The 26,904-nt window shown below is 63.2% G+C and carries 23 protein-coding genes and 1 riboswitch; of the genes, 7 read left to right on the top strand and 16 right to left on the bottom strand.

Annotated elements, in window-relative coordinates; all coding sequences use genetic code 11:
• The first annotated feature begins 26 nt into the window (after positions 1 to 26).
• Positions 27 to 773: an RsiV family protein gene (locus tag IF690_RS03640; protein WP_202698882.1), complete on the top strand. Its 747-nt coding sequence runs from the start codon at positions 27 to 29 to the stop codon at positions 771 to 773.
• Here IF690_RS03640 and cytX read toward each other — a convergent pair.
• Together cytX and thiC are read right to left on the bottom strand one after the other, a co-directional pair.
• Positions 742 to 2,034, bottom strand: coding sequence for a putative hydroxymethylpyrimidine transporter CytX (gene cytX, locus IF690_RS03635; protein WP_202698881.1), 1,293 nt, complete (start codon positions 2,032 to 2,034; stop codon positions 742 to 744). The two genes, IF690_RS03640 and cytX, sit on opposite strands and share 32 nt — an antisense overlap.
• Positions 2,035 to 2,208: 174 nt before the next feature.
• Positions 2,209 to 4,098 (bottom strand): phosphomethylpyrimidine synthase ThiC, encoded by a 1,890-nt coding sequence (thiC, locus tag IF690_RS03630; RefSeq protein WP_023970195.1) that lies wholly within the window; start codon positions 4,096 to 4,098, stop codon positions 2,209 to 2,211.
• 175 nt (positions 4,099 to 4,273) lie between these two features.
• Positions 4,274 to 4,378: riboswitch (TPP riboswitch) on the bottom strand.
• Between the two features lie 196 nt (positions 4,379 to 4,574).
• On the opposite strand from thiC, the gene IF690_RS03625 reads away from it, so the two are divergent.
• Positions 4,575 to 6,014: a TolC family outer membrane protein gene (locus tag IF690_RS03625; RefSeq protein ID WP_202698880.1), complete on the top strand. Its 1,440-nt coding sequence runs from the start codon at positions 4,575 to 4,577 to the stop codon at positions 6,012 to 6,014.
• A gap of 124 nt (positions 6,015 to 6,138) precedes the next feature.
• Here IF690_RS03625 and waaA read toward each other — a convergent pair whose 3' ends face one another.
• Positions 6,139 to 7,410, bottom strand: a complete 1,272-nt coding sequence (waaA, locus tag IF690_RS03620; RefSeq protein ID WP_202698879.1) for a lipid IV(A) 3-deoxy-D-manno-octulosonic acid transferase — start codon at positions 7,408 to 7,410, stop codon at positions 6,139 to 6,141.
• Positions 7,411 to 7,433: 23 nt separating this feature from the next.
• On the bottom strand, positions 7,434 to 8,318 hold the full coding sequence (locus tag IF690_RS03615; RefSeq protein ID WP_202701288.1) for a LysR family transcriptional regulator: 885 nt from the start codon (positions 8,316 to 8,318) through the stop codon (positions 7,434 to 7,436).
• Between the two features lie 109 nt (positions 8,319 to 8,427).
• Between IF690_RS03615 and IF690_RS03610 the strand changes: the two genes are divergently transcribed.
• The 4 genes from IF690_RS03610 to IF690_RS03595 all read left to right on the top strand — a co-directional run bounded on the left by IF690_RS03610 (position 8,428) and on the right by IF690_RS03595 (position 11,945).
• Positions 8,428 to 8,760 (top strand): DMT family transporter, encoded by a 333-nt coding sequence (locus tag IF690_RS03610; RefSeq protein WP_007921448.1) that lies wholly within the window; start codon positions 8,428 to 8,430, stop codon positions 8,758 to 8,760.
• Between the two features lie 187 nt (positions 8,761 to 8,947).
• The gene (locus IF690_RS03605; protein ID WP_202698878.1) at positions 8,948 to 10,123 is read left to right on the top strand and encodes an NAD(P)/FAD-dependent oxidoreductase; all 1,176 of its coding nucleotides are present in this window, start codon (positions 8,948 to 8,950) and stop codon (positions 10,121 to 10,123) included.
• Complete coding sequence (locus IF690_RS03600; protein WP_202698877.1) at positions 10,120 to 10,932, top strand: aldo/keto reductase; 813 nt, start codon at positions 10,120 to 10,122, stop codon at positions 10,930 to 10,932. The genes IF690_RS03605 and IF690_RS03600 overlap by 4 nt, the downstream gene beginning before the upstream one ends.
• A gap of 41 nt (positions 10,933 to 10,973) precedes the next feature.
• On the top strand, positions 10,974 to 11,945 hold the full coding sequence (locus IF690_RS03595; protein WP_202698876.1) for a metal ABC transporter ATPase: 972 nt from the start codon (positions 10,974 to 10,976) through the stop codon (positions 11,943 to 11,945).
• A 54-nt stretch (positions 11,946 to 11,999) separates the two neighbouring features.
• Here IF690_RS03595 and hldE read toward each other — a convergent pair whose 3' ends face one another.
• From hldE to IF690_RS03570, 5 genes are all read right to left on the bottom strand, one after another.
• Complete coding sequence (gene hldE, locus IF690_RS03590; RefSeq protein WP_202698875.1) at positions 12,000 to 13,424, bottom strand: bifunctional D-glycero-beta-D-manno-heptose-7-phosphate kinase/D-glycero-beta-D-manno-heptose 1-phosphate adenylyltransferase HldE; 1,425 nt, start codon at positions 13,422 to 13,424, stop codon at positions 12,000 to 12,002.
• Positions 13,425 to 13,526: 102 nt separating this feature from the next.
• Positions 13,527 to 14,138: an adenylyl-sulfate kinase gene (gene cysC, locus IF690_RS03585; protein WP_202698874.1), complete on the bottom strand. Its 612-nt coding sequence runs from the start codon at positions 14,136 to 14,138 to the stop codon at positions 13,527 to 13,529.
• A complete protein-coding gene (locus tag IF690_RS03580) occupies positions 14,131 to 14,835 on the bottom strand; it encodes a sulfotransferase family 2 domain-containing protein (protein ID WP_202698873.1) in 705 nt (234 codons plus the stop codon). Before IF690_RS03580 ends, cysC begins: the two co-directional genes overlap by 8 nt.
• 187 nt (positions 14,836 to 15,022) lie before the next feature.
• The gene (gene msbA, locus IF690_RS03575) at positions 15,023 to 16,831 is read right to left on the bottom strand and encodes a lipid A export permease/ATP-binding protein MsbA (protein WP_202698872.1); all 1,809 of its coding nucleotides are present in this window, start codon (positions 16,829 to 16,831) and stop codon (positions 15,023 to 15,025) included.
• 15 nt (positions 16,832 to 16,846) lie between these two features.
• Entirely contained in the window at positions 16,847 to 18,019 is a 1,173-nt protein-coding gene (locus tag IF690_RS03570) for an O-antigen ligase family protein (RefSeq protein ID WP_202698871.1), read from the bottom strand.
• Between the two features lie 107 nt (positions 18,020 to 18,126).
• Here IF690_RS03570 and IF690_RS03565 point away from each other — a divergent pair, with 107 nt between their 5' ends.
• Positions 18,127 to 18,732, top strand: a complete 606-nt coding sequence (locus IF690_RS03565; RefSeq protein WP_202698870.1) for a BUD32 family EKC/KEOPS complex subunit — start codon at positions 18,127 to 18,129, stop codon at positions 18,730 to 18,732.
• Here IF690_RS03565 and IF690_RS03560 read toward each other — a convergent pair.
• From IF690_RS03560 to IF690_RS03530, 7 genes are all read right to left on the bottom strand, one after another.
• Entirely contained in the window at positions 18,718 to 19,821 is a 1,104-nt protein-coding gene (locus tag IF690_RS03560) for a glycosyltransferase (RefSeq protein WP_202698869.1), read from the bottom strand. The two genes, IF690_RS03565 and IF690_RS03560, sit on opposite strands and share 15 nt — an antisense overlap.
• Before the next feature lie 48 nt (positions 19,822 to 19,869).
• Positions 19,870 to 20,631 carry a glycosyltransferase family protein gene (locus IF690_RS03555; RefSeq protein WP_202698868.1) on the bottom strand — a complete coding sequence of 254 codons (762 nt, stop codon included), beginning with the start codon at positions 20,629 to 20,631 and terminating at the stop codon, positions 19,870 to 19,872.
• Between the two features lie 54 nt (positions 20,632 to 20,685).
• Positions 20,686 to 21,642 (bottom strand): glycosyltransferase family protein, encoded by a 957-nt coding sequence (locus IF690_RS03550; protein WP_202698867.1) that lies wholly within the window; start codon positions 21,640 to 21,642, stop codon positions 20,686 to 20,688.
• Positions 21,643 to 21,726: 84 nt separating this feature from the next.
• Positions 21,727 to 23,133, bottom strand: coding sequence for a PIG-L deacetylase family protein (locus IF690_RS03545; RefSeq protein WP_202698866.1), 1,407 nt, complete (start codon positions 23,131 to 23,133; stop codon positions 21,727 to 21,729).
• Entirely contained in the window at positions 23,130 to 24,026 is an 897-nt protein-coding gene (locus tag IF690_RS03540) for an antimicrobial resistance protein Mig-14 (RefSeq protein WP_202698865.1), read from the bottom strand. Before IF690_RS03540 ends, IF690_RS03545 begins: the two co-directional genes overlap by 4 nt.
• Positions 24,026 to 25,156 (bottom strand): glycosyltransferase, encoded by a 1,131-nt coding sequence (locus tag IF690_RS03535; protein WP_202698864.1) that lies wholly within the window; start codon positions 25,154 to 25,156, stop codon positions 24,026 to 24,028. Before IF690_RS03535 ends, IF690_RS03540 begins: the two co-directional genes overlap by 1 nt.
• Positions 25,140 to 26,897 (bottom strand): carbamoyltransferase family protein, encoded by a 1,758-nt coding sequence (locus IF690_RS03530; protein WP_202698863.1) that lies wholly within the window; start codon positions 26,895 to 26,897, stop codon positions 25,140 to 25,142. The genes IF690_RS03535 and IF690_RS03530 overlap by 17 nt, the downstream gene beginning before the upstream one ends.
• Between the last annotated feature and the right edge of the window lie 7 nt (positions 26,898 to 26,904).

The following is a 26,904-nucleotide window of genomic DNA, read 5'->3' as shown; positions in this document are numbered from 1 at the left end:
CTACCTCTGGTTTATCAAGGACGCACATGTCGCTTCTTAAAATCGCCTCCGTGGCTTGCCTGGCCCTGACCCTGGGCGCCTGCCAAAGCCTGTTCCAACCCAGCTATCAAAAGCCCCTGCAAAGCACCAGCGACAAGTCGGAACAGATCAAGCCCGGCTGCAGCAATCAGGATTGCCCGCTGGTGAACATCGACACCGTGCACTTCGCCGACGAGCCACAGCTGGATGCGCTGATTGAAAAGCGCCTGCTGCAGATGACCCGCACCACTGCGGACCAGGCCGTGCCAGCGACACTGAGCGCCTATCGGGAGAAGTTCCTGCGCGAGGCCGACAGCCGCAACAGCATGTACCTGCAAGCCAAGGTACGCGAACAGCATGACGGCCTGGTGATCATCGAACTGGCCAGCTACCTGGACACCGGCGGTGCCCACGGCACACCCGGCCGCGGCTTCATCAACTACTCGCGCGAGCTGCACAAGGAACTGAGCCTGCCCGACATGCTGCGCCCGGGCCAGGAAACCGCGTTCTGGAAAGCCGCCCAGGTGGCCCACAACAGCTGGCTGATCAGCACCAAGCTGGACCAGGAGCCAGAGTTCATCAAGAGCTGGCCGTTCCAGAAAACCCCGAACGTGGCGCTGACCTACGGCGGCGTGATCCTCAAGTACAACGTGTCGGTGATCGCGCCTTACGCGCTGGGCCACATCGAACTGAAGATCCCTTACAACCGCCTGGACGGCATTCTCAAGCCCGAGCTGTTTCCTGGCCGTAGCTGAAGGCCCGCCCCAGCAGCCCTTGCAGCAGCCCTGCCAGCACCAGTGACGGCAGGGTTGCGCCAACGTCCGGATAGAAGTTGGCCAGCAGGTGGTAGGTGCTGACCCCACCCAGCCAGGCCAGCAACGCTGGCCAGCGCAAGCCCTGCGACGACACCTGGGCACTGCGCTTGCGCAGGATGAAGTGATCCACCAGCACCACGCCGAACAGCGGCGCGAACACCGAGCCGATCAGCAGCAGGAAGTTCTGATACTGGGCCAATGGCGCCAGGCAGGCGATCAGGGTGCAGAGCACACCAATGGTCAACGCCAGGTGCTCGACCTTCAGGCGCAGCAGAATGCCGCTGGAGACCGCGGCCGAGTGAATATCGGCAAAGGCGTTCTCCGACTCGTCCAGCAGGATCAGCAACAGCGGAATCCCCAGGCCCGCGCCGGCCAGCGCCAGCAGCAGCGCATTGACTTCGCCACTCGGCGCAAAGGCCAGGGTGTAGGCCACGCCCAGGCTCATCAGCCACAGGTTGCCGATAAAGAACCCCAGCGCCGTACCGCCAAAGACATTGCGCGCACGCTTGCCGAACCTTGAGTAATCGGCGATCAGCGGCAGCCATGACAACGGCATGGCGATCGCGATATCGAAACCCACGCCGAGCGGCATGGAACCGTCGCCGGCCTGGGTCCAGAGCGCAGCCAGATCGGCCTTGGCGAACAGGTTCCAGGTCAGCCACAGGCAGGCCGCCAGCAACAGCCAGATACCCCATTTGCGCAGGATCTTGCGCACGAAAGTCAACGGCCCGCTGACCGCGAGCAAGGTCGCCAGCGCGCCGAAAAACAGAGTCCAGAGCAAAGGGCTGGCCAGCAGGCTGCCTTCGCTGAGCGCACGAGTACCCAACAGGCTGGCGGCATCGCGCATGACAATGATCTCGAACGAGCCCCAGCCCACCAGTTGCAACAGGTTGAGCAACGCCGGCAGGCTCGCGCCGCGGGTACCGAGGCTGAGCTTGAGCGCCGCCATGGACGACAGGCCGGTATCGCTGCCGATCACCCCGACCGCCGCGAGCAGCAAGACGCCGACCGCCGTACCGAGGAAGATCGCCAGCAAGGCACCGGACAGGCCCAGGCCAGGCGCCAGCAGCGCGCCGGTCTGCAACACCATCAGGCCGATGCCGAGGGAAAACCACAGGGAAAACAGATCGCGCGCGCCGAATACACGCCGCTCGGCAGGGACCGCGAGATCGGGAGAGTAAGTGCTGCTGGATGTATTCAAGGGTGCATCTCGAAGGAACAGGGTTGGGAAACTATCCACAGCCTGTAGGAGCAAGGCTTGCCCGCGATAGCGTCGTGTCAGTCACAACGCAATCGCGGGCAAGTCGGATCGCCGCCCGCTCGCTCCTACGGGTGATGAGTGATCGCTTCCGGCGAAGCGATCACCAACGCAGGATCAAACCTTCTTGTACAACTGGCTGCCTTCCTGCTTGAAGCGCTCGGCCTGCTCCGCCAGGCCCTTGGCGACTTCCACGTCCACCGCCTCGATGCGCTGGTTGGCCGCGTACTCGCGGACCTCCTGGGTGATTTTCATCGAGCAGAACTTCGGCCCGCACATGGAGCAGAAGTGCGCGACCTTGGCCGAATCCTTGGGCAGGGTTTCGTCGTGGTAGGCGCGTGCGGTGTCCGGGTCGAGGCCGAGGTTGAACTGGTCTTCCCAGCGGAACTCGAAGCGCGCCTTGGACAGCGCGTTGTCACGGATCTGCGCGCCCGGGTGCCCCTTGGCAAGGTCGGCGGCATGGGCGGCAATCTTGTAGGTGATGATCCCGGTCTTCACGTCATCCTTGTTCGGCAGGCCCAGGTGCTCCTTCGGCGTCACGTAGCAGAGCATGGCGCAGCCGAACCAGCCGATCATCGCCGCACCGATACCGGAGGTGATGTGGTCGTAGCCCGGAGCGATGTCGGTGGTCAGCGGACCGAGGGTGTAGAACGGCGCCTCGTCGCAGCATTCCAGTTGCTTGTCCATGTTCTCCTTGATCAGCTGCATCGGCACGTGGCCCGGACCCTCGATCATGCACTGCACGTCATGCTTCCAGGCGATCTTGGTCAGCTCGCCGAGGGTTTCCAGCTCGCCGAACTGCGCTTCGTCGTTGGCGTCGGCGATCGAACCCGGACGCAGGCCGTCGCCCAGCGAGAAGCTGACGTCGTAGGCCTTCATGATTTCGCAGATTTCGTCGAAGTGGGTGTAGAGGAAGTTTTCCTTGTGATGCGCCAGGCACCACTTGGCCATGATCGAACCGCCGCGGGAGACGATGCCGGTCACACGCTTGGCGGTCAGCGGCACATAACGCAGCAGCACGCCGGCGTGGATGGTGAAGTAGTCGACGCCCTGCTCCGCCTGCTCGATCAGGGTGTCGCGGAACAGCTCCCAGGTCAGGTCTTCGGCCACGCCGTTGACCTTCTCCAGCGCCTGGTAGATCGGCACGGTACCGATCGGCACCGGCGAGTTGCGGATGATCCACTCGCGGGTTTCGTGGATGTGCTTGCCGGTGGACAGGTCCATGACGGTGTCCGAACCCCAGCGGATGCCCCAGGTCAGCTTCGCCACTTCTTCTTCGATGGACGAACCCAGGGCGCTGTTGCCGATGTTGCCGTTGATCTTCACCAGGAAGTTGCGGCCGATGATCATCGGTTCCAGTTCGACGTGGTTGATGTTGGCCGGAATGATCGCGCGACCGCGGGCGATTTCCTCACGGACGAACTCAGGGGTGATTTCTTTCGGGATGCTGGCGCCGAAGCTGTGGCCGGCGTGCTGCTGGTCGAGCAGACCCGCGGCGCGGGCCTCTTGCAGCTTCATGTTTTCGCGGATGGCGACGTATTCCATCTCGGCGGTGATGATGCCCTTGCGCGCGTAGTGCATCTGGCTGACGTTGGCCCCGGCCTTGGCCCGGCGCGGGTTGTTGACGTGGGCGAAACGCAGCTTGGTCAGCTCGGGGTCGGCGAGGCGCTGCTGGCCGAAGTTGGAGCTCAGGCCAGGCAGGCGCTCGGTGTCGCCACGGTCGTCGATCCAGGCCGAGCGCACATCGCCCAGGCCTTTGCGCACGTCGATCACCACGTTGGGGTCGGTGTACGGGCCGGAGGTGTCATAGACGGTGACCGGCGCGTTGATCTCGCCGCCGAAGTCGGTGGGGGTCACGTCGAGGCTGATTTCGCGCATCGGCACGCGGATGTCCGGGCGCGAACCCTGGACATAGATTTTTTGCGAGCGGGTAAAGGGCTGAACCGACTGCTCATCGACCTTGGCCGATTCGCTAAGGTGGGTAGCGTTTTTTAATTTTGTCGTCATCACAGGCTCTCCAGACAGCATCCAGGCAGTGGATTTTTGTCGGAGCGAACCTGTAACGAACGGACGCAGCCATAGCTGGAGCCAGGGGCGAAAACCAGCTGGTGCAGTGCTTGGTGCTCGAGGGGTGTTCGATTGTCGAACAACATCCCGGACGAAGCACAAGAGGACTCGCCGGGTGACGAGAAATCTTGTTCCCTACGCAGGCGCTAACCTGATCAGGTTCAACGGGATCCGGATTATCCGATCTCAGCCTCATAGCAAGGCACCCCGACAAGAACTCGGCCAGTCTAGACAAAGCCGGCACAGAACGCCAACCCCATGGCAAACAGCGGGATGAATGGCGTAAATGCAGGATTGTTGCCCTTCGCAGGCGCATCTACACTCGCTGGGTTGCGTCGAACCTTGACGCTGCACAGGCCGAGACTTAGCCTTGGCGCCAGAATTATCCTCGTAATATCAACTCTAGGGATCGCCGAATGCTGCGCAAACTCTCACTGGCCATCGCCGTGTCTTGTGCGTCCAATGGAATGGCCTGGGCAGCAGAAGCGCCCTTGACCACTAAAACCGACCTGGTCAGCGTCTACCAGGAAGCCGTGGACAACAACGCCGACCTCGCCGCCGCCCGCGCCGATTACGACGCACGCAAGGAAGTGGTGCCACAGGCTCGCGCCGGTTTGCTGCCCAACCTCTCGGCCGGTGCCGACCTGAACAACACCCGGACCAAGTTCGACGAACCGTCGATGACCGCCACCCGCAGCGGTACCGTGTACCAGGCGACCCTGGCCCAGCCGATTTTCCGCGCCGACCGCTGGTTCCAGCTGCAAGCGGCCAAGGACGTCAACGAGCAAGCCGCGCTGGAGCTCTCGGCCACCGAACAGAACCTGATCCTGCAAAGCGCCGAGAGTTATTTCTCGGTGCTGCGCGCCCAGGACAACCTGGCCTCGACCAAGGCCGAGGAAGCCGCCTTCAAGCGCCAGCTCGACCAGTCCAACGAACGCTTCGACGTCGGCCTGTCGGACAAGACCGACGTCCTGCAATCCCAGGCCAGCTACGACACCGCGCGGGCCAACCGGATCCTCGCCCAGCGCCAGGTGGATGACGCGTTCGAAGCCCTGATCACCCTGACCAACCGCCAATACAACTCGATCCAGGGCATCGTTCACAGCCTGCCGGTGCTGGCGCCGACTCCGAATGACGCCAAGGCCTGGGTCGATACCGCGGCCAAGCAGAACCTCAACCTGCTGGCCAGCAACTACGCGGTCAGCGCCGCCGAGGAAACCCTCAAGCAGCGCAAGGCCGGCCACGCCCCGACCCTCGACGCGGTGGCGCAATACAAGAAAGGCGACAACGACGCCCTCGGCTTCAGCAACCCGGCCCCACTGGGCCAGCGTTACGGCAGTGACGTGGAACAACGCAGCATCGGCCTGCAACTGAACATTCCGATCTACAGCGGCGGCCTGACCAGCTCCCAGGTCCGCGAGTCCTACTCACGCCTGAGCCAGAGCGAACAACGCCGTGAGGCCCTGCGCCGCCAGGTGGTGGAAAACACCCGCAACCTGCACCGCGCGGTGAACACCGATGTCGAGCAGGTCCAGGCCCGGCGCCAGTCGATCATCTCCAACCAGAGCGCGGTGGAAGCCACGGAAATCGGTTATCAGGTCGGCACGCGCAATATCGTCGACGTGCTCGATGCCCAGCGCCAGCTGTACACCTCGGTGCGCAACTACAACAACAGCCGCTACGACTATATCCTCGACAACCTGCGCCTCAAGCAGGCCGCTGGCACCCTCAACCCGGGCGACCTGCAGGACCTGTCGCGCTACCTGAAAGCCGACTACAACCCGGACCGCGACTTCCTGCCGCCGGACCTGGCCAAAGCGGCGGCGGAACAGCTCAAGGCCCGGCCGAGCCAGTAATTTGTAGCCGCTGCCGCAGGCTGCGATCGACCGGAACGGTCGTAAAAAAGGCCACCGCCATTCAACTGAATCGCGGTGGCCTTTTTGCCTGCCCTTCGGACAGGATCGCAGCCTGCGGCAGCGGCTACAGCAAACGGCCCAACCCGTCGAGCAGGCGCTGCAGGGCGCCCTGATTGCTGCGCATCACCCGCAGTCCGGCATCGGCCATCTTCTGCGCATCCCGGGGCAACTCGAACAGGCGCTGCACCGCCACTGCCAGGCCATGGGCATCGTCCACTTCCTGCAGGGCGCCCGCCTCGCGCAGCAGCGTCGCGATCTCCAGGAAGTTGAACAGGTGCGGCCCGCTCAGCACCGGCTTGGCCAGGGCCGCCGGCTCCAGCAGGTTGTGGCCGCCATTGGGCACCAGGCTGCCGCCGACAAAGGCGCTGTCCGCCAGGGCATAGAGAAACAGCAACTCGCCCATGGTGTCGCCCAGCAGTACCGAGGTGCTGGCGCTGACCGGTTCGGCGCTGGAGCGGCGAATGGTCGCGAAGCCCTGCTGCCGGCACAGCTCGAACACCGCATTGAACCGCTCCGGATGACGCGGCACCAGAATCAGCAAGGCATCCGGATGGCTGGCCAGCAGTTGGCGATGGGCATCCAGCACCACGGCGTCTTCGCCTTCATGGGTACTGGCGGCGATCCACACCGGGCGTTCGCCGGCCTGCCATTGCTGGCGCAACTCGCTGGCGCGCACCAGCAGTTGCGGGTCGATGCTCAGGTCGAACTTGATCGAGCCCGTCACCTCGACCGTTTCCGGCCGCGCCCCCAGTTGGCGAAAACGCTCGGCCTCGGCTTCGGTCTGTACCGCGAGCAGGCTCATTTGCGCGAGCATCGGCGCAGTCAGTTTGTTGAATCGGCCGTAGCCCTTGGCCGAACGCTCCGACAACCGCCCGTTGGCCAGCGCCACGGGAATGCCACGCTTGGCGCATTGGTGAATGTGATTGGGCCACAGCTCGGTTTCCATGATCACCGCCAGCTTCGGCCGGACCCGATCGAGGAAACGCGCGGCGGCGCAAGGCAGGTCGTAAGGCAGGTAGCAGTGCTGGATGCGCGGTTCGTTGGCGAACAGCGCCTGGATGCGTTCCGAGCCGGTGGGGGTCATGCAGGTGACCGTGATCGGCAGCTGTGGATAACGCGCCAGCAAGGCACGGATCATCGGCGCCGCGGCGATGCTTTCGCCCACCGACACCGCGTGCACCCAGATGCCGCCCGGCTGCATCGCCGGCAGCCCCCAGGAAAAACGTTCGCCAAGCCGCCTGGCATAGGCCGGCGCCTTGCGCGCCCGCAGCCACAGACGAATCGCCACCAATGGCAGCCCCAGGTAAAACAGCGCGGTGTAGAGAGTTCTATTCATGGCGGCGGAGTTTATCGGCTTTTTCAGCCAATCGCCCGCAAGTGCACGGCAAAACGCTCCGCCAGCCAATGCGCCGCCGGCCCCAGGGGTTCATCGCGGCGCCAGACCAGTTCCACCACCAGCGCCGGCGGGGTCCACTCGCTGGCCAACTCGACCATCTGGTTCTGATAGGCCGGGTACTGCACCACATGCCGTGGCAACCAGGCCCAGCCCAGGCCGCGCATCAGCAGCTCGGCCATCGCGTAGAAACTGTCGGCGCGCCAGACTTGCGGGCTGAGCTGCTCGCCACTGGGGTCGGTGCTCAACTGCGGGGAAATCAGCAACTGTCGATGACGCGCCAGTTGCTGACGATCCACCTGTTTCTCGCCGGCCAGCGGATGCCCGACCGCACAGACCGTGACCATCTCGACGCTACCCAGGGCCCGCCGTTCGAGGGCCTCGGACATCTGTTCATGGTGAAACAGCAAACCGAGGTCGGCCCGACGTTCCAGCAGCTTGCGCGCCACGTCACCCTGGGCGCTGCTGGCCAGCTGGACCTCAAGGCTGGGGAAGCGCTCGGACAACGCCTCAAGACTATCGAGCACCGGCTGGAAAGGCATCGCCTCGTCCAGGGCCAGCCGCAAGCGCGCCTCCTCACCCCGCATCAATGCCAGCGCCCGCCCATTCAAGCGCTCGCACTGGCGCAGCACTTCCCGCGCCTCCGCGAGCAAGGCACGGCCTGCCTCGGTGAGTTTGGGCTGGCGACCGCTGCTGCGCTCGAACAAGAGCACGCCGAGATCGGCCTCGAGCAGCGCAATCGCGCTGCTGACCGCCGATTGCGCCTTGTGCTGGTCACGGGCCACCGCGGAAAACGAACGTTGCTCGGCGACGCTGACGAACAGCCGCATCTGCTCCAGATTCCATTGCACATTCATGGATCAACCCATCTTCAAAATAGATAGGTAATGACTTTACCCCATCTGCGCAATCTCTAGAATGCCGACCTCATCAAGCAAGCCCAAACACGAGGACTCTCCCATGAACGCTTACACCTACCTGGCCATCGCCATTTGCGCCGAAGTGATCGCCACCGTTTCGATGAAAGCGGTCAAAGGCCTGAGCACTCCACTGCCGCTGCTGCTGATCATCGTCGGTTACGGCGTGGCCTTCTGGATGCTGACCCTGGTGGTGCGCACCGTGCCGGTGGGCGTGGCTTACGCGGTCTGGGCCGGCATGGGCATTGTCATGGTCAGCGTGGCCGCGCTGTTTCTCTACGGGCAGAAGCTGGATATCCCGGCGATGCTCGGCATGGCCCTGATCGTCCTGGGCGTGGTGGTGATCCAGCTGTTTTCGAAGACCGCCGGGCACTGACCCACAGATCGACCGCCACGGATGTAAAAAAGGCCACTGCGCTTCAACTGAAACGCAGTGGCCTTTTTGCAGGGCTCGCGGCCATGGCCACAGTCTGCGGCGGCTGCAGCAAGCCTTGATCGGCGACAAGCCTGCGCGGCTCGAGCCTGTATACTGCGCCCCTAGTCTTGAACACTGAGGTCGCTGCATGCCATCCGTTATTTCCACCGACGTGCTGATTGTCGGCGCCGGAGTCGCCGGCCTCTGGCTGAACGCCCGCCTGCGTCGCCAGGGCTTTTCCACTGTGCTGGTGGAGAGCGCCAGCCTCGGCGGCGGACAAAGCGTCAAGTCTCAGGGAATCATTCACGGCGGCGCCAAATATGCGCTGCACGGCGCCCTGACCGGCGCCTCGGAAGCCATCGCCGACATGCCGCGCCGCTGGCGCGAGGCCCTGGCCGGCAACGGCGAGCTGGACCTGTCCGGCGTGCGCCTGCTGTCCGAGGCCCATTATCTGTGGTCCCCCGGCACCCTGGCCGGCAACCTCACCAGCTTTTTCGCCAGCAAGGCGGTGCGCGGCCGCGTCGATCAGGTCAAGGGCGACCAGTTGCCGCCGGCCCTGCAGGACCGTCGCTTCAAGGGCAAGGTCTATCGCCTGGCCGAGTTGGTGGTGGACGTGCCGAGCCTGATCGGGCGCCTGGCCGAACTGGGCGGCGATAGCCTGCTGGCCGGGCAGAAGATCGAGCCCGTGCTGGAAAACGGGCAATTGCTGGGCCTGCGGGTCGACGAGCGGGAAATCCGCGCGCAACGCATCGTGCTCAGTGCCGGGGCCGGCAATGCCGACCTGCTGGGCAGCCTCGGCCTGAGCCAGCCCGCCATGCAACGCCGGCCGTTGCACATGGTGATCGTCAAGGGCCCAAGCCTGAAACCACTGTACGCCCACTGCCTGGGCGGCGGGCCGAAGCCGCGCATCACGGTGACCACCCACCCGGCGGCCGACGGCCAATGGGTCTGGTACTTGGGCGGCGATATCGCCGAAGCCGAGGGCGTGGCGCGCGAGCCGGCGGCACAGATTGCCGCCGCCCAGAAAGAACTCGGTAACCTGTTGCCATGGGTCGACCTCAGCCAGGCGCAATGGGCCACCCTGAGGGTGGACCGGGCCGAGCCCGCGCAATCGGGCCTGACTCGCCCGGACAACGCCTTCCTCGCCGAACAGGGCCGTCTGCTGGTCGGCTGGCCGACCAAGCTGGCCCTGGCCCCGGACTTCGCCGACCGGGTGTTCGCCGCCCTCGAGCACGACGGTATCAAGCCAGGCCCCGCGGCCCCGTTGCCGGAACTGCCGAAACCCACCATCGCGCAACCGGCCTGGGAGCAACTGCTGCCATGAGCCAAGCGAGCCTGCACGACCTGCATCGCCCCCTCGGCAACACCGGGCTGCTGGTGTCCCCCCTGGGCCTGGGCACCGTGAAACTCGGGCGCGACCAAGGGGTGAAATACCCCAATGGCTTCCAGATTCCGGATGACACCGATGCCCGCATGCTGCTCAAGCTGACCCGCGACCTGGGCATCAACCTGATCGACACCGCGCCGGCCTATGGCCGCAGCGAGGAGCGCCTGGGCCCGCTGCTACGCGGGCAACGCCAGGACTGGGTGATTGTCAGCAAGGTCGGCGAAGAGTTCGAAAACGGCCTGTCGCGCCACGACTTCAGCGCCGCGCATACCCGCCTGTCGGTGGAGCGCAGCCTGCGGCGCCTGGAAACCGACTTCATCGACCTGGTGCTGGTGCATTCCGACGGCAATGATCTGCACATCCTCGAGCAGTGCGAGGTGTACCAGACGCTGGCCGAGCTCAAGCAGGAAGGCAAGATCCGTGGCTTCGGCTTCTCCGGGAAAACCGTGGAAGGGGGCCTCAAGGCCCTGGAACAAGGCGACTGCGCCATGGTCACCTACAATCTGAACGAACAGAACGAGAGGGCCGTCATCGATTACGCCGCGGCCCACGGCAAGGGCATTCTGGTGAAAAAAGCCCTGGCCAGCGGCCATGTGTGCCTGAGCCCGGGCGTCGACCCGGTTCGCGCCAGCTTCGAACTGCTGTTCGATCAACCGGGCGTCGCCAGTGCTATTGTCGGGACCATCAATCCGCTGCACCTGGCCCATAATGTCGCCACTGTCGCGCAGGTGTTGCGCAAAAACTGATGCCGCCCACGCGGCCGACCCCGACGCAAGAAGGAGCCGACATGCCGCGTACGCTCATAAGAAAGAACCCCAGCAACTTCAAGACCCTGCCGCTGTTCGTCGAAGCGACGCCCGAAGGCCTCAGCTACCAGAGCGTCGGCATGCCACTGAACTTTGCGCAGACCCTGCAGCGGCGGCGCCCGGTCACGGTGGCCGACGCCGAACGCTTCGCCCTGGAACTGGCCAACCTCGGCGTCTCGGTTCGCCTGACCCTGCATTGGCAGAACCGCGACTATTGGGTGCTGGTCCGCCAGCGCCGGCAGGACCGCGGCGATGTAGTGCTCAAGCTGATTTCCGGCTACGTCCCGGCCCATGAACTGAACCTGCCGCTGCATACCGCCATCCAGGAAATCGCCGAGGAATGCCTGCTGGAAACCCCGGAAGGCTGGCTCGGCGGGCGCTTCAACGACACCTGGCTGCCGGCGCCCTACTCGGCGGCCCTGCACTATCGCGAAGCCCTGCCCTTTCGCCTGACACCGCTGTCGGGCGCGGCACGCCCGGTGCGCTGCGCCAACCTGCAGCTGCTGGAACGGCCGCGAGCTTATGTGCACCTGCCCACCGCGTCGCTGCAACTGATTTATGACCTGCGCCTGGACGTGCCGAAAGAAGCCAAGTCCCTGAGCCTGTTCCATGTCGACGAACGCCTGGAAGGCGATCAACTGGTGGCGCGCCTGGATCGCAAGCGCCCGGACCTGTACCTGATGCCACTCAAGGATGGGCAGCCGTGCGCCGAACTCTATACGTTGAAGAAAGATCAGTTGCACCCGGCGAGTACCCGCGGCCTGTACCTGGCCGAAAGCTTCGCCCAGCAGCAGGGCTGGCTGGTGCGTGACGAGCGGATTCGCTGGAAGGACTGGCTGAAGCAGCAGGGATTGAGCGCGCCGGAGAAGGATTCCAAGCTCCAGCGTCTGACCGGCAAGGCGCGGCAGATATTGCGCAAGATCGTCCCGGCCAAGACCAGCCGGCAACGTTGATTGCCAACCCGCCGGCTCCAGCTTTCGCAGTAGTCGGCGGGTTGGTAGCAAGCCTTATTCGGTCTTGCGGATCTTTTCGACTATGGCTGTGGTGGAACTGTTCTCCACCAGCCCCAGCACCTTCACCGTGCCGCCATAAGCCTTGACGATATCGGCGCCGACCACCTGGTCGACCGAGTAATCCCCGCCTTTGACCAGCACGTCCGGCTTGACCTGGGCCAGCAGGTTCTCCGGCGTCCCCTCAGGGAAGCTGATAACCCAGTCCACCGCGCCCAGACCGGCCAGTACCGCCATGCGCCGGTCGACGCTGTTGATCGGACGGCCAGGGCCTTTCAGGCGGCTGACCGAGGCATCGTCGTTGATCGCCACGATCAGGCGATCGCCTTGGGCCCGCGCCTGCTCGAGGTAGGTCACATGGCCGGCGTGGAGGATGTCGAAGCAGCCGTTGGTGAAGACGATCTTTTCTTTGTGCGCACGCGCATCGTCGATCGCCAGCAGCAGTTGGTCGAGGCTCAGCACACCGCGCTCGGAACCTTCTTCACGCTGGATCGCGCGACGCAGCTCCGGCGCACTGATGGCCGCGGTACCCAGCTTGCCGACCACGATGCCGGCGGCCAGGTTGGCCAGGGCCACCGCGTGCGGCAGCTCTTCGCCCGCCGCGATCGCCGCCGCCAGGGTGGAAATCACCGTATCGCCAGCACCGGTGACATCAAACACTTCACGGGCCCGGGCCGGCAAATGCAGCGCCGGGTGATCGGGACGCAGCAAGGTCATGCCGTGCTCACCACGGGTCACCAGCAAGGCGCCCAGCTCCAGGTCGTGCATCAGCTTCGCGCCTTTGCTGACCAGATCGTGCTCGTCGACGCAACCGCCGACTATGGTCTCGAACTCGCTGAGGTTCGGGGTGATCAGGCTGGCGCCGCGGTAAATCGAAAAGTCCTTGCCTTTCGGGTCCGCCAGCACCGGGATGCCACGGGCTCGCGCGGCCTGGATCAGTGCCTGATGGTTCTTCAGGGCACCCTTGCCGTAGTCGGACAACACCAGCACCTTGATGCCGTCCAGCAACTGGGCGACTTCAGCACCCAATGCCAGGGCATCGGTGGCGAAAGGTTCTTCGAAATCGATACGCAGCAGTTGCTGGTGACGGCTCATGACCCGCAGCTTGACGATGGTCGGCTGATGGGCAATGCGTTGGAACAAGGCGCGTACGCCCGCCCCTTCAAGACTGTTGGAGAGACTCTCGGCAGCCTCGTCGTCGCCGGTAACGCCGACCAGCGAGGCCGGTGCGCCGAGTGCGGCAATGTTCAAGGCAACGTTCGCGGCACCGCCCGGGCGGTCCTCGATTTGCTCGACCTTGACCACAGGTACCGGCGCCTCAGGGGAAATCCGTGAGGTACCACCATGCCAGTAACGGTCGAGCATGACATCGCCGACCACCAAGACAGGGGCTTGATCGAATCGCGGCATGGACAACTTCATGGAGCAACCCACATACAAAATGAACAGGGGCGCGATATTAACACAGGGTGAACGCTGCCTAGTTCTACCGCTGCACGAGTATTCGCGATCGCCGCAAACTGTTCATTTATTGAGCAAAAGCGCCATGAGCCGGTCTGTCGCGCAAGCCAGCCCGACCGTTTCGGTATCGATCTCGCTGTCGGGATAAAGCGGCGCTTCGTAGGGGCTGTCGAGCCCGGTGAAGTTCTGGATACGCCCTTCGCTCGCTGCCTGATACAGGCCTTTGGGGTCGCGTTGGGCACAGACAGCAAAGGATGTACTCACGTACACCTCGAGAAATTCGTCCGCCGCGAACAAGGCCCGGGCTGCGGCGCGCTCCGCACGAAACGGTGAAATCGCCGAAACGATCACGATCAACCCCGCCTCCACCATCAACTTTGCCACCTCGGCCAGGCGCCGGATGTTTTCCTTGCGCGCCTCGGCGCCCATGCCCAGGTCGCGACACAGGCCGCTGCGCACGTTGTCGCCATCTAGGACGAAGGTATGCAGGCCCTGCCCGTTCAGACGCAATTCCAGCAGATTGGCCAGGGTCGATTTGCCGGCGCCGGACAAACCGGTCAGCCAGATACAACACGGACGCTGCCGCTTGAGCGCCGCCCGCTCGGCAGCGGTCAGGGACAGGCTACAGGGGCGGATGTCCGGTCGCGGGCAATGCGGCGACAAGGGCTCATTCATAGCCGAGCATCTCGTAGTCGCGCTGGTACGCCCGACGCACCAGCCGCCGGGTGCGTACCGAGCAGAAGCCCCGGGCAGGCGCCTGGTGCCGCTGCCGCGATTCGTTGAGGTGCGGCAGGGACCTGCTCACACCCAGATGCTCGCTGAGCAACTGATAGTCCCGCTGCAGGTGCTCCTGATAGCCGATGAAGTCCATGTTCAGGCGCCCCATGGAATCCACCAGGAAGTCGGTCTGCGGGGCGAAGTGCAGTTGCTTGTGGATATTTTCCGGATGCAGCCAGCGGCCGACAAAATCGTCGAAATCGCGATAGTGGCTGACCAACCGCTGGGCGGCCTGGTCGCGGCGGCTGAGTTCGTTGCCACGCAGGAAGGCATAGGCCGAATAGGCCCGCTCCAGGGGATCGCGGACCACGGCGAACTTGAAACTGCTGGCGAACTGCTGAGGAAACTGTTGCTCGTACCAGTACAGAGGCAGGTGGCCCGGCGTCCAACCGTCGAACAATGCCGAACACAGACTACTCCCGGCGCACTTGGGCACATGAATGAACACACAACCGTGCTGACGGAACGGCGCCGGAAAACGGACGTTGGCGGACATGGCCTTGTTCACCACCTGCCGGTCCACCACAGACAGGCGCCCAAGCAAGAACGCCCGTTGCGACTTGGGCAATAACTTCCACAGATAACGTTGCAGCATTCCAGTACCCGCGCGACGGGGTTGGCCCCCTCGATTCAGCCGACGATTGAGGCTGGAACCATAACAAGCGCGAGACGCGGAATTATTTAGGCTTGGTCAAGACTGTAAGGGGCGGGATACAAAGACCGACCGGCGCATTGCGCGCCGGGGTCGTTCCTGGATGGGCAGTGCCCAGCCTGGCGTTGGCTCAGGCAATGCCTTCGGACGCGGGCTCGTCCAGGCCCATGGCATGCAGGCGCGAGTAATAGCCGTTCTGCGCCAGCAGATCGACATGGGTGCCGCGCTCGACGATCCGCCCCTGGTCCATGACCAGAATCAGGTCGGCCTTCTCGATGGTCGACAGGCGGTGTGCGATCACCAGGGTGGTGCGCCCCTTCATCACCTTGTCCAGGGCCGCCTGGATATGCCGTTCGGACTCGGTATCCAGGGCCGAGGTGGCTTCGTCGAGAATCAGCAATGGCGCATTCTTCAACAGGGCCCGGGCAATCGCCAGGCGCTGGCGCTGGCCGCCGGAGAGCAGCACGCCGTTCTCGCCGACCTGGGTGTCCAGGCCTTCGGGCAACTGCGAAATGAAGTCCATGGCATAGGCATCCGCCGCCGCCTTCTCGATATCTTCCCGCGGCGCCCCGGCCAGGTCGCCATAAGCAATGTTGGCGGCCACGCTGTCGTTGAACAGGGTCACATGCTGGGTCACCTGGGCCACGTGCCGGCGCAGGTTGCGCAGGCGGTAATCCTCGATCTCCACGTCATCGAGGAGAATCTGCCCCGTTTCGTGGTGATAGAAGCGCGGAATCAGGCTGGCCAGGGTCGACTTGCCGCTGCCGGAACGGCCGACCAGCGCGATCATCTGTCCGGGAGCCGCGGAGAAACTGATGTCCTTCAGCACTTCCCGGTCGGTGCCCGGATAGGTAAAGCTCAGGTTGCGCACATCCAGCCGACCCGCGATGCGCTCGCGCTCGACCTGGCCCAGGTCGACTTCAGGCTCGACGTCCAGTTGCTCGAAGATGCTTTCCGCGCCCGCCACGCCTTTCTGGATGGTCGAACTGACTTCCGAGAGCTGGCGAATCGGCTTGGGCAGCAGGCCCGCCGCGGTGATGTAGGCCACCAGGTCGCCCGCGGTGGCATCGCCACGCAGGAACAGCACCAGGAACATCAGCACCGCCATGGCGGAGTAGATCACCAACTGCAGCATCGGCGTGTAGACCGCACCGGTCTTGGTCATGCGCAGCTGTTTGTCGGTGTTGCTCTGGCTGGCGTCGACGAAACGCTGCTGCTCGTAGCGTTCGCCACCGAAGCTGCGAACCACGCGATAGCCTTGAATGGTCTCAGAGGCCACGTGGGTCACATCGCCCATCGCCACCTGGATCTTCTTGCTCTGCTTGCGGAATTTCTTGCTGGTGCTGCCAACCATGACTGCAATCAACGGCAGGATCGCCAGCATCACCAGGGTCAGCTTCCAGTTCATCCACAACAGGTAGACGAACAGGAATACCACTGTCAGGCCTTCGCGAATCACCACCTTGATGGCGTCGGTGGCGGCACCGGTGACCATGGTGACGTTGAAGGTGATGCGGGAAATCAGATGCCCGGAGTTGTGGGTATCGAAATAGCGATTCGGCAGGACCAACAGCTTGTTGAACAGCTCGACCCGCAGGTCGTGCACCAGCCCCAGGGAAACCTTCGCCAGATAGTAGTTGCCGAGGAAGGAGCCAAGCCCCTGCCACGCCGCGATCAGGATGATCAGCAGCGGCACCGCCATCAATAGCTGCAAGTCGCGCAGATAGGGAACGTTGGGGAAGAGCACCGCTTCGGGATTGCTCAAGCCGTCGACGAAATATTTGAGAATGCCCGCCAGCATCGGCTGGGTGGATGCAAATATCACGAAGCCCACGATACTCAGCAGGAAAATGCCTATGTAGGGTTTTACATACCCCAACAGCCGGAAATAGATTTTCAGGCTGGAATCCTGTTCCGCTTTGAGCGGTGTATCACTCATCGTCGAGCTCACTGTTTAGGAGGAACGCGGGATTTTATCACAGCCTGTGTGACCGCCCCGTGCCCAGACCAAAACAGTGGCCAGGCCGATCGGCAGCCAGCTGATGAACCATTCGGCGCGAGGGGTTCCGGTCAGGCTGGCGGCATCGAACTGCATGGCCAGGAAAGAGAACAGCCAGATTCCGATGACGCCCCGGCCATAAAGCGTTTCACGGGCGCGCCAGGCTTCGCGCAGGGCGGCAAACCAGGCCACGACCCAGAGCAGCAGCCCGGGGATACCCAATTCGATGGCAATGTGGCTGAACAGGTTGTGGGCGTGATCGAAGGCCTGCCCTTCGGCATGCACGCTATAGCTTGATCCCAGGCCGAGGCCTGTCCAGGGGTGTTCGGCGATCATCTGCAGGCTGGCCATCAGGATCTGCGGGCGAAAGGAAACACCACGCGCCAGGACCAAAGGCTCGAGAAACCAGAACGCCGACATTGCCAACAGCAATGCCGCCGCCGCGAAAATTCGGCTGAGTCGGTCACGGCACCAGATCGGCATCGCCAGCACGGTCAGGAACAAGGCCAGGGCAGCACCGCGGCTCTGGCAGAGCACGACAAACCCACCAAGCAGCGCCAAAGCCACCAGCCACACTACTTGAAGGCCGCGAGTACGTGGCACCCAGTGCAGCAGCCAGATGGCGGCCAGGCCGATGACATAACCACCCAGAATCGGATGGGCCAGCTCACCCAATCCCACAAGGCGTGCCCACCAGACATTTCCGTTGACCCAGTAGAACTGGATGATGGCCATCAGCGCCGTCACCGCCAGCCCCAGCCCGCCCCACTGCATGACGCGGATCACCCGCTCAGTCCGGGCATTGGCGAAAACCGGGAAGAACAGCAGGAATACTGCGATATACAGCAGGCGCTTGGCCTCGCGCGACGGATCCGCCGCCTGCGTCCATAGCAGGCTGACCAGCCCCCATATCGCCAACCCCAGCAACGCCAGGCCAAGCCAGCGCTGGGCATGCCACCATTCGACCAGGCGTTGGCGCGCGGGCCAGGCCAGAATCATCGCCGGCAACCACAAAAAGACCACCAGCCCCTGTTGGTAGAGCTTGTTGGTGGGCGCCAGTGCGATGGCCAGCAAAAACCATAGCAACCCGATTGTCATCCATACTTGCGCCCAGCGTGTGGCCTGCATCTATACGCTCCTAAATGATTCACCTGCCAACCCGGCATGGTTAAAACAACAACTTTTCGGCATCATTGCCCGCCACTGTGCCCGCCACTTCGACAAGGCTTCCTACGATGCAATGCTCCCGGCTTCCCCAAGCCACTTTGAATCAGATGATTGAAGGCGCCAGAATTCTGGAGGCCGACAGTTACGGCCCGAAAGTCTACCTGTTGCAGGATGGGAATATTCTGAAACTGTTCCGGCGCAAACGTCTTTTTTCATCCGCCCTGTTTCGGCCTTATTCGAAGCGCTTCATCGACAACGCCGCACGCCTGGAACAACTCGGCGTTCCCACGCTGCAGGTTCTGGACTTCTACCGCCTGGAACAACCCGGCATGACCGCGGTGCTCTACCGACCGCTGCCAGGCGAAACCCTGCGCCAGGTCGCCAGCAAGGAAGGTTTTGATTGGCAACAGACCTTGCCGGCATTGGTTGAACTGATTCGTAGCCTGCACAGCTCGGGGATTTATTTTCGCTCGCTGCACCTGGGTAACATCGTCATCACCCCGGATAACCGCTTCGGCCTGATCGATGTGGCCGACATGCGCTTTTTCCGCGGGCCATTACCGCGCCATCTGGTCAAGCGCAACCTGCAACACTTCGCCCGTTATATTGCTCGGGAGAAGCTGAACGGGAGCTTTCCGATACAAGCGTTGGAGCAGGCCCTACTCTCGGCATGACAGCAGGGTGGTAGCGGCCCGGCTGAAACGCTGCCAGGCCAGGTCGGGGGCCAGAGCAGCGTACTGATCCGCCGCGATGCTCTGGGTGGGCAGGTCGAGAGCCTGAAGAATCGCCTCCTGCCAGGCGTCGATGTCATTCACCGGCGCATAACGCCCGGTTTCAGCCAACTGCTCACGGAACACTGGCAAATCGCTGGTCAACACCGGTACACCAGACATCACGGCCTCCTGCAGGATCAGCCCCAGGCCCTCGTCCAGCGACGGGATGGCCACCCAGTCGAATGCCTTGTAAAGCATTGCCGCATGCTTCAGATGTCCAGGCATCGAAACCCTGTCCTGCAGGCCCAGCCGGTCGATGCGGGCCTCGAGCGCCGTGCGATTCGAGCCCTCGCCGATAATCACCAGACGCATTTCCGGCCGGCTCGCCAGGGCCTTGGCGAAGGCCTCCAGCAGACAAGCAAAACCCTTATCGTCCACCAGACGCCCGACCGCGCCGAATACCGGAGCATCGCCCGCGGGCAGGCCGAGGGTTGCCCGGGCTTCGGCACGCGACAGCAGCCTTGTGTTGAACGCCTGAGGATCGAACGCACTGCGCAAGGCTGTCACCGGCATCTGCAAATCGTACTCGAGGGATGACGCCAGGGTCTGCGAAACAGCCGCAAGAGTCAGTTGCGAGGCGGGGAACTGCCGGAACAACCGTTGATCCTTGCGATGCAAGCGCGTGGAGCCGTGGATCACCACCACCGCACGCATGTGCGGCAATGACTTGAGGACCGGCAACAAGATACGCGCCACCCCCAGGCCATCGAGCAACAACACCTGGGCATCGCTTTCGCGCAACGCCTTGCGAAAACTGGCCCGCAGCCAGGGTTTGAGCAAGCGCCAGAAATGCTTGCCCTTCAGGCGCGCCGACGACAGGTTCCACTCCCGGCACTCCCCCACTTCAGCAACGCATCCGATGGACGAGCCTTGCAGCAGCCAGGTCTTGACCACAGTGCCTGGCTCGGCCTGAGAGAGGATCTGCTGGTGAACCTTGTGAACGGAGGCAAACGCACTGCCGCCTGCCCACATGACGTTGAGAATGCTCATTGGGCACATAGCCCTTTCGCGGTATTCGGGAAAGTGAAACCGGTAGAACTAATGGATAAACCAGCCAATACCGACTCCAGCCAACAGGACTAAAACAAGCTTGATTTGCTCGCGACGACTGCGCCGAGCCTTACGCTGCCGCTCGGCGGCAGTCTCCACATGCAGACCGAAGCCTGTATGCAATACCGCATCGCCTTCCAGGCTGACAGCCGTCAGATTCAGCTCAGCATAGCGCTTGGACAGCGCTTTCTCGCCGCCGTGCCCGGCGAAAGGCGCGCACAGTCGATACTCTGCCATCCGGCGCAAGCCCGGGTTCAGGGAGAAGCTCTGCCACTCGGGTTTGTCGGAGATCAGCGGATAACAAGGCACACCACCGATCAACTCGCGGGCGCCCAAGTGAATGTAGGGACTATGGACTCGCAGGTCGTGGGCATAACTGCGCAACCAGACCTGCAGGATGTCCGGGCGCTGCTCGAGAATCGCTTTCGAATCCTCGACAAAACCCGGGCGGTAGAACTCCCAATCGTCCTCGCAATGGAAGATATAGGGGGTCTTGACCTGCCCGTAGGCCAGGTCGATCGACGCCAACTGCCCGAGCTTCGGCCGGTTGACGAAGAAGGTACAGTGATCTTTCCAATGGGCGGGCACCGCCGTGCGCACCCGCTCGTCGCCAGCATCTTCGGTGATGAAGACTTCGCGGATCGGCGCACTGTTGAAGCGGTCGAAACTCTCCAGCGTGAGCTTGAGCAGGTCCAGACGACCACAACTGGTGACCACCAACGTGATCTCACTCTCTTGACTAAACTGCACTTGATTCTCACCTACGACAAAGTGCGATCACTATTAAGGGCTCAGCGATCGCTGTCAAACACCCAGTTTCGAGCGTACGCGCTCGATAAGGCTCAAGGGTGCACGAGGCCGCAATGCGGGCTGGAGTTCCTCGACGATACGCTGACCGATACGGGCGAAGCTGAACCGAGAGACCGCCAGATCGCGGCCGTTTCGCGCGATGCTCTGCGCCAGGGCCGGATCGGCGCGCAACATGGCGAGTTTTTCCTGCAATTGCGGGATGTTCTGATAAAAGACCACGTTGTGCAGGTCCTGCAGACCCAGCGCGCGGTTTTCCGCCTCACCCTGGTCGAATGCCAGCAACACACAGCCACAGGCCATGGCCTCGAAGTTCTTGATCATGTATTCGCCCATGCCGACGTCGGCACTGACGAAAAAGCGGATGCGGTTGAGCGTGTCGCAATACTCTTCGCCCGACTTGGTCCGCGTCACCACCAGGGGTTCGACCTGGCCGAGTTCGTCGAGCAACGCCTTGCGCCCGCTGTAGGCCACGCTGTTGGTACTGCCGACGAATGCCAGCTCGATGTCCCGCTCGCGGCCCTGATCCTGCAGCAGGGTCTGGTCGTAGCCCTTGGGCACGAATACCGCGTCGAAACCTTCCTGGCGCAGGCGCTCGCTGACCATGAACCCCGAGCTGATCACCCGTGCCCATGGCAGGCGGCGGTAGTGCGCGCTGAACTTGCCGGTGTACTTGCAGGGGATGTAGTTCTGGTAGGCGTCGTGCTCGAGGATCACCAGGTTGGGAATGCTGCGGATGAAACTCGCCTGGCGGATTTCCTGCTTGAAACGCAGGAAGAACACGATGCGGTCGTAGCGCGATACATCCACCTCACGGCGGAAATAGCCACGCAGGTTGCGCTGCTCATCGCTGCTCAACCACCGCAGGTCGCATTCGCAATGGGCGGCAACGCCTTCGTACAGACGGTCCAGAATGGCCCGCTGTTCTTTCTGCACCAGAAATAGAACCTTCATCATCTTCCTTGCAGCCGTGAGCAACCGGACAAAAGAGCGAAACTACCCTGGCCGACAGGCAAAAGGGTGTCATGCAATATCAATTTACAAACGCCAGAACAGCTCATGCCGGCGTACCGCCTTGCGGAAAAACTCGTTCTCGCCATAAGGCGACGCGGCGCGGCCGGCCAACACACGCTGCAGGACCCGGCGCAGGCGGCGCTTGAACGGCGCCCGTGGCTGCAGGTCATGCATCATGCCCAGCGCCATTGCCTTGTCGCGTTGCTGCTCGACCGACAGCGGCAAGCAGCAGGGCCTGAGCTCCTGGGTCGGGTCGAACACTGGCGGCAGGGCAATGCCCGCCCCCGAATCGCCCATCGGCCAACGGTCGTTGTCATGCAAGTGATTGGCGTAACCGAGCAAGGTGGTCGGCTGCCACTCCAGCCCCTGCAACGCTTCCAATACCGCCTGCTGGGCGCAGATGTGGTCCGGGTGCGGGTCGAGTGTCGGATGCGGCAGCACGATCACCTCGGGGCGAGCCTTGAGCAACAGCGCCCGCAGGTCGGCCAAGAGGTTGTTCCAGGTCGGTGCGCCATCGGCATCCGCCGGCAGCGGGAACGGATTGAACTGGCGGAACAGGCGGATATCCGACAGCTCGGCCTCGCGGGACGCCACAGGGCGGTTCGGCGCCGCCTGCATGGCCGGCAGTTGCAGGCAGAAATACCCCAGCTGCACACAACGCGCCTCGGCAACCCCGGCCCAACGCGGCACCGCGATGCTGTCCCAGGCCCGCAGCCGGCCCTTGATCCGCGCCGCATCGGCACCGTTCATGCCCATCTGCCGGTAATGCTCGGCCTCGATCTCGCCAGCGGTCAGCGTAACGATCCAGGTTTCGTCAGCCTGGCTGTAGAGGCCGAAGGCGGCCAATTCGGCATCGTCGGCATGGGGGGCGATGACCATCACCCGCTGCTGGCGATAGTCCGGCTCGCGGAACACCGACAACAGCGGCTCGCCCTGCACCCGGCAGAAACGCCCGCGCAGTTGCAGCTCACCGCTGGCCAAGGGCCGTGCCAGTCCACTGAGATTGAGATAACGCAAGCCGTTCACGCCACGCTCGAACGTCTGCCGATCCTGCCCCGCCAGGGAGATGCAAGGGTCGAAAAAGCGCCCCAGCCAGGTGCTGCTGACCTTTACCGCAAGGATCAGGGTTTCATCCCCCGCCAGGTCGATCGCCTGGTCCAGCACCAGGCGCTGCTTGTCCAGGTGGACCTTGGGCTGCTCGGTGCCGAACGGGAAGCTGTACCGATAATCGTCCCGGGGCGAATAAAACAGGTGGTCGGCGAACCAGGCCTCATGGGCCACCCAGGCCAGCACCGCGAGCAGCAGCGGCAGCCACCAGGCCACCAGCACACCGACGGCCACCAGCACCAGCAGGCCGATCAGCAGAGCGAGGCGCTTCTGCCGGCGATGGCGCTTGAGCAGCTGTTGCTTGCGACTCGGTGGCTGATTCATACCGTGAACACCGAAACGGGGTTGCACCAGCGATCCTTGTACTCACGATCGGCGCGACCGAAGGAGAAACGCAGCGGCTTGTCGATGGCCCGCGCCTGTTCCCAGGCACTTTGCGTATTGAGGAAACTCAACACGCTGCCAGGGCTGAACTCGCGGGTTTCAGGATCGACGCCACCGTTGATGTATTCGACGCTGATCCACTCCGGCGCTTCGACCCGATACACCAGTTGAATGGCGATCGGCGCATCGTTGAGGAAAATCACCGAACCGATCAGCAGCTCGCGCAGCAACTCGATGACTTCGGCCATGCGCTCGGCACCGGTGGCCGGGAACCCCCAGCGCCGCTGGAACAAATCGCAATAGATGGCCGCAAGCTCCTGGCTGGAGAACTCGCTGACCGAACGCACCACACCGCCCGCCTCTTCCAGCAGGCGCAATTCGCGACGCTGGTTGTAGCGAAACTTCTTCGACAGTTCTTCAGGGGTGCGGGCCATGGCCAGTTGTTCGGCCTGGAGCTTGAGGGTGCTGAAGCGGCCCTGGTTCAAGGCCGACAGGTAACGGCCACGATGGCGCAGCGGAGCCTGGGTGTCAGGCGCGGCCGGCAGGATCAGCTCGGCGTTGCCCAGGTCGAACAGGCCTTTCTTGCCACGACGCTTGAGCACGTCCTTGGACAGCGCCAGGTCGCGCCCCCAGGTCGGGATCGCCGCCCGCAGTTCGCCGGCTTGTTCCCAGGCCAGGTAGCGAACCGGGATGCCCGCCAGGTTCGCCAGGCGCTCCACCACCAAAGGATGGGTGGCGACGCTGCCGCCAAAACGCTGCCAGGCAGCGGCATAAGTCGAGGCGTCGACGACCGACCAGCCACGCTCGCGCCAGCCTTGGAATCGATTGAGCATCAGGGCCTCGCGGTCAGATCGGTAACTTGCGGCAGACGCCAGAAGGCGTCGCGAACGGCACGGTCGGAGAATCGCTCGCGCAGGCGCTCGAACATCAGCTCGGCGCACAGCAGGCGCTGGTTCTCGTCCATCCCGGCCAGGTGTTGCAGGCCCTGGGCCATATGCTCGGCATCGCCCAAAGGGAACAGGATACCGACGCCTTCGACCACTTCCTTGGCCCCGCCACAGGCCGTCGCCAGCAGAGGCACGCCAGCGGCCATGGCCTCCAGCAACACCATGCCGAATGGCTCGTGGTCGGAGCTCAGGGCGAAGGCATCGAAAGCGCGGAAGAAACGCCGGGCTTCTGTGACCTGGCCGAGAAACAGCACGCGATCGGCGATGCCCAGCTCGCGGGAAAGATCCTTGAGGTTCTGCTCCAGGCGCCCGCTGCCGAGAATCGCCAGCTGGCTTTCCCGAGGCAGCCCCGGCAATGCCGCGGCGAACCCGCGCAGCAGGGTGGCCTGATCCTTGTCCGGGTGCAGGCGCCCGACATTGCCGACGATCCAGGCGGAAGACGACAGCCCCAGCTCCCGACGCGCTTCGGCCTTGGGTAACTGGGTCGCCTGCAAGGCTTCGACGTCGATCCGGTTGTACAGCGTCTGGATCCGCGCCGCCGGCCATTGCGGCAGGCAACCGCGCATGTCGTCGCGCACCGCGTCGGACACGCCGAGCAGGCTTAGGCGCTTGCGGAACAGGTTGGCAAACAGACGGCGACTGCCGCGCTGGTAATCGCCAAACGCGTGATGCACGCCGATCACCGGCAACGCGGTACCCAGTAATGCGATGTAGATCGGCTTGAAGCGGTGGGCGATGCAGAAGCTGAAGTTGCGCGACGCGGCGATCTTGCGCAGGTCGCGTATCGCCCCCAGCTTCAGGCCACGAATGGCCTTGGAGCTGTATTCCATGAACAACACTTCATCGGAGGCGCAGGCCGCGGCCACCTCGCTATCGGCAACCCCGGTCAGAAAGACCGTGGTGACCCGATAACCGGTGCCCGCGAACAGGCTGGCATACTGCCGTGCGCAGTCCAGGAACGGCCCGTCATAGCCGTGGCAGAACTGCAGCACATGGCGTTCAGCCGAGCGTGTCATAAGCGTTTGCGCCTTCTTTGACCACCAGGATGTCTTCCATGATCAGGTACTGCAGATCGGAACCGAAGAACATGTTCAGGGCGTCAGTCGGCGAGCAGATCATCGGCTCGCCACGGCGGTTGAGCGAGGTGTTCAGCGACACGCCGTTGCCGGTCAGGACTTCCAGGGCCTTCATCATGTCGTAGTAGCGCGGGTTGTATTCGCGCTTGAGCACTTGGGCCCGGGAAGTGCCGTCTTCGTGGACCACTTCCGGCACTCGGGTCTTCCACTCTTCAGCCACTTCAAAGGTGAAGGTCATGAACGGCGCCGGGTGATCGATCTTGATCATCTGTGGCGCAACGGTATCGAGCATCGACGGGCAGAAAGGCCTCCAGCGCTCGCGGAACTTGATCTGATGGTTGATGCGGTCGGCCACGCCTTCCACGCTTGGGCAACCGATGATCGAACGACCACCCAGGGCACGCGGACCGAACTCCATGCGGCCCTGGAACCAGGCCACCGGGTTGCCATCGACCATGATTTTGGCGATCTGCTCCGGCATGTTGTCGAGCTTGCGCCAGGTCGGCTTGTTCTCGTGACGGGCGCACGCTGCGATCACATCTTCGTTGCTGTACGACGGGCCGAGGTAGACGTGTTCCATCTTCTCGACCGGCACGCCACGGGCATGGGACACATAGGCCGCGGCACCGACCGCGGTACCGGCATCGCCGGACGCCGGTTGCACGAACAGTTCCTTGATGTCGTCGCGGGCGATGATCTTCTGGTTCAGCTTGACGTTCAGCGCACAGCCGCCGGCGAAGGCCAGCTTGCCGGTTTCCTTGAGGATGTCGCCCAGGTAGTGATCGATCATCTGCAGCGCCAGCTTCTCGAACAGCGCCTGCATGCTGGCCGCGTAGTGGATGTACGGCTCGTCGGCGATGTCGCCTTCGCGCTTCGGACCCAGCCACTCGATCAGCTTCGGCGAGAAGTAGAAACCCTTGCCCTTCTCTTTATAGCGGCGCAGGCCGATGACGTTGGCGTAATCGGTGTTGATCACCAGTTCGCCGTTTTCAAAGCTGGCCAGGCGGGAGAAGTCATACTTGCTGGCATCGCCGTACGGCGCCATGCCCATGACCTTGAACTCGCCGTCGAGCATCTCGAAGCCGAGGAACTCGGTGATCGCGCCATATAGGCCGCCCAGGGAGTCCGGGTCGTAGAACTCCTTGATCTTGTGGATCTTGCCGTTTTCGCCGTAGCCGAAGAAAGTCGTGGCGTACTCGCCCTTGCCGTCGATCCCGAGGATCGCGGTTTTCTCCTTGAAGCCGGAGCAGTGGTAGGCGCTGGAAGCGTGGGCCAGGTGGTGCTCGACCGGTTCGATCTTGATCTTCTTCGGATCGAAGCCCAGTTGCTCGAGGCACCAGACGATCTTGTTGCGATAGCGCTTGTAGCGACGGTTGCCCATCAGGATCGCGTCGAGGGCGCGGTCCGGGGCGTACCAGTAACGCTTGGCGTAGTGCCAGCGGGCCTTGCCGAACAGGCTGATCGGCGCGAACGGAATCGCCACCACGTCAACGTCGGAAGGCTTGATGCCGGCCTGTTCCAGACAGAACTTCGCCGATTCGTAGGGCATGCGGTTCTTTGCATGTTTATCGCGTACGAAGCGCTCTTCTTCGGCAGCCGCCACCAGCTTGCCGTCGATGTACAGCGCTGCGGAAGGATCATGGCTAAGGGCGCCGGACAGGCCAAGAATCGTCAATGCCACAGGGGTC

This window comes from Pseudomonas sp. SK3(2021), from assembly GCF_016772375.1.
GTDB classification, from domain to species: Bacteria; Pseudomonadota; Gammaproteobacteria; order Pseudomonadales; family Pseudomonadaceae; genus Aquipseudomonas; species Aquipseudomonas chlororaphis_I.
Note: the sequence above shows the minus strand (reverse complement) of the source record. Positions and strands in the feature narration are given on the sequence as shown.

Excerpts from the sequence above, each read along its gene's own strand:
- IF690_RS03640 (WP_202698882.1), top strand. The coding sequence starts at position 27 with ATGTCGCTTCTTAAAATCGCCTCCGTGGCTTGCCTGGCCCTGACCCTG.
- thiC (WP_023970195.1), bottom strand. The coding sequence starts at position 4,098 with ATGACGACAAAATTAAAAAACGCTACCCACCTTAGCGAATCGGCCAAG.
- IF690_RS03625 (WP_202698880.1), top strand. The coding sequence starts at position 4,575 with ATGCTGCGCAAACTCTCACTGGCCATCGCCGTGTCTTGTGCGTCCAAT.
- waaA (WP_202698879.1), bottom strand. The coding sequence starts at position 7,410 with ATGAATAGAACTCTCTACACCGCGCTGTTTTACCTGGGGCTGCCATTG.
- IF690_RS03610 (WP_007921448.1), top strand. The coding sequence starts at position 8,428 with ATGAACGCTTACACCTACCTGGCCATCGCCATTTGCGCCGAAGTGATC.
- IF690_RS03605 (WP_202698878.1), top strand. The coding sequence starts at position 8,948 with ATGCCATCCGTTATTTCCACCGACGTGCTGATTGTCGGCGCCGGAGTC.
- IF690_RS03600 (WP_202698877.1), top strand. The coding sequence starts at position 10,120 with ATGAGCCAAGCGAGCCTGCACGACCTGCATCGCCCCCTCGGCAACACC.
- IF690_RS03595 (WP_202698876.1), top strand. The coding sequence starts at position 10,974 with ATGCCGCGTACGCTCATAAGAAAGAACCCCAGCAACTTCAAGACCCTG.
- hldE (WP_202698875.1), bottom strand. The coding sequence starts at position 13,424 with ATGAAGTTGTCCATGCCGCGATTCGATCAAGCCCCTGTCTTGGTGGTC.
- cysC (WP_202698874.1), bottom strand. The coding sequence starts at position 14,138 with ATGAATGAGCCCTTGTCGCCGCATTGCCCGCGACCGGACATCCGCCCC.
- IF690_RS03580 (WP_202698873.1), bottom strand. The coding sequence starts at position 14,835 with ATGCTGCAACGTTATCTGTGGAAGTTATTGCCCAAGTCGCAACGGGCG.
- msbA (WP_202698872.1), bottom strand. The coding sequence starts at position 16,831 with ATGAGTGATACACCGCTCAAAGCGGAACAGGATTCCAGCCTGAAAATC.
- IF690_RS03570 (WP_202698871.1), bottom strand. The coding sequence starts at position 18,019 with ATGCAGGCCACACGCTGGGCGCAAGTATGGATGACAATCGGGTTGCTA.
- IF690_RS03565 (WP_202698870.1), top strand. The coding sequence starts at position 18,127 with ATGCAATGCTCCCGGCTTCCCCAAGCCACTTTGAATCAGATGATTGAA.
- IF690_RS03560 (WP_202698869.1), bottom strand. The coding sequence starts at position 19,821 with ATGAGCATTCTCAACGTCATGTGGGCAGGCGGCAGTGCGTTTGCCTCC.
- IF690_RS03550 (WP_202698867.1), bottom strand. The coding sequence starts at position 21,642 with ATGAAGGTTCTATTTCTGGTGCAGAAAGAACAGCGGGCCATTCTGGAC.
- IF690_RS03545 (WP_202698866.1), bottom strand. The coding sequence starts at position 23,133 with ATGAATCAGCCACCGAGTCGCAAGCAACAGCTGCTCAAGCGCCATCGC.
- IF690_RS03540 (WP_202698865.1), bottom strand. The coding sequence starts at position 24,026 with ATGCTCAATCGATTCCAAGGCTGGCGCGAGCGTGGCTGGTCGGTCGTC.
- IF690_RS03535 (WP_202698864.1), bottom strand. The coding sequence starts at position 25,156 with ATGACACGCTCGGCTGAACGCCATGTGCTGCAGTTCTGCCACGGCTAT.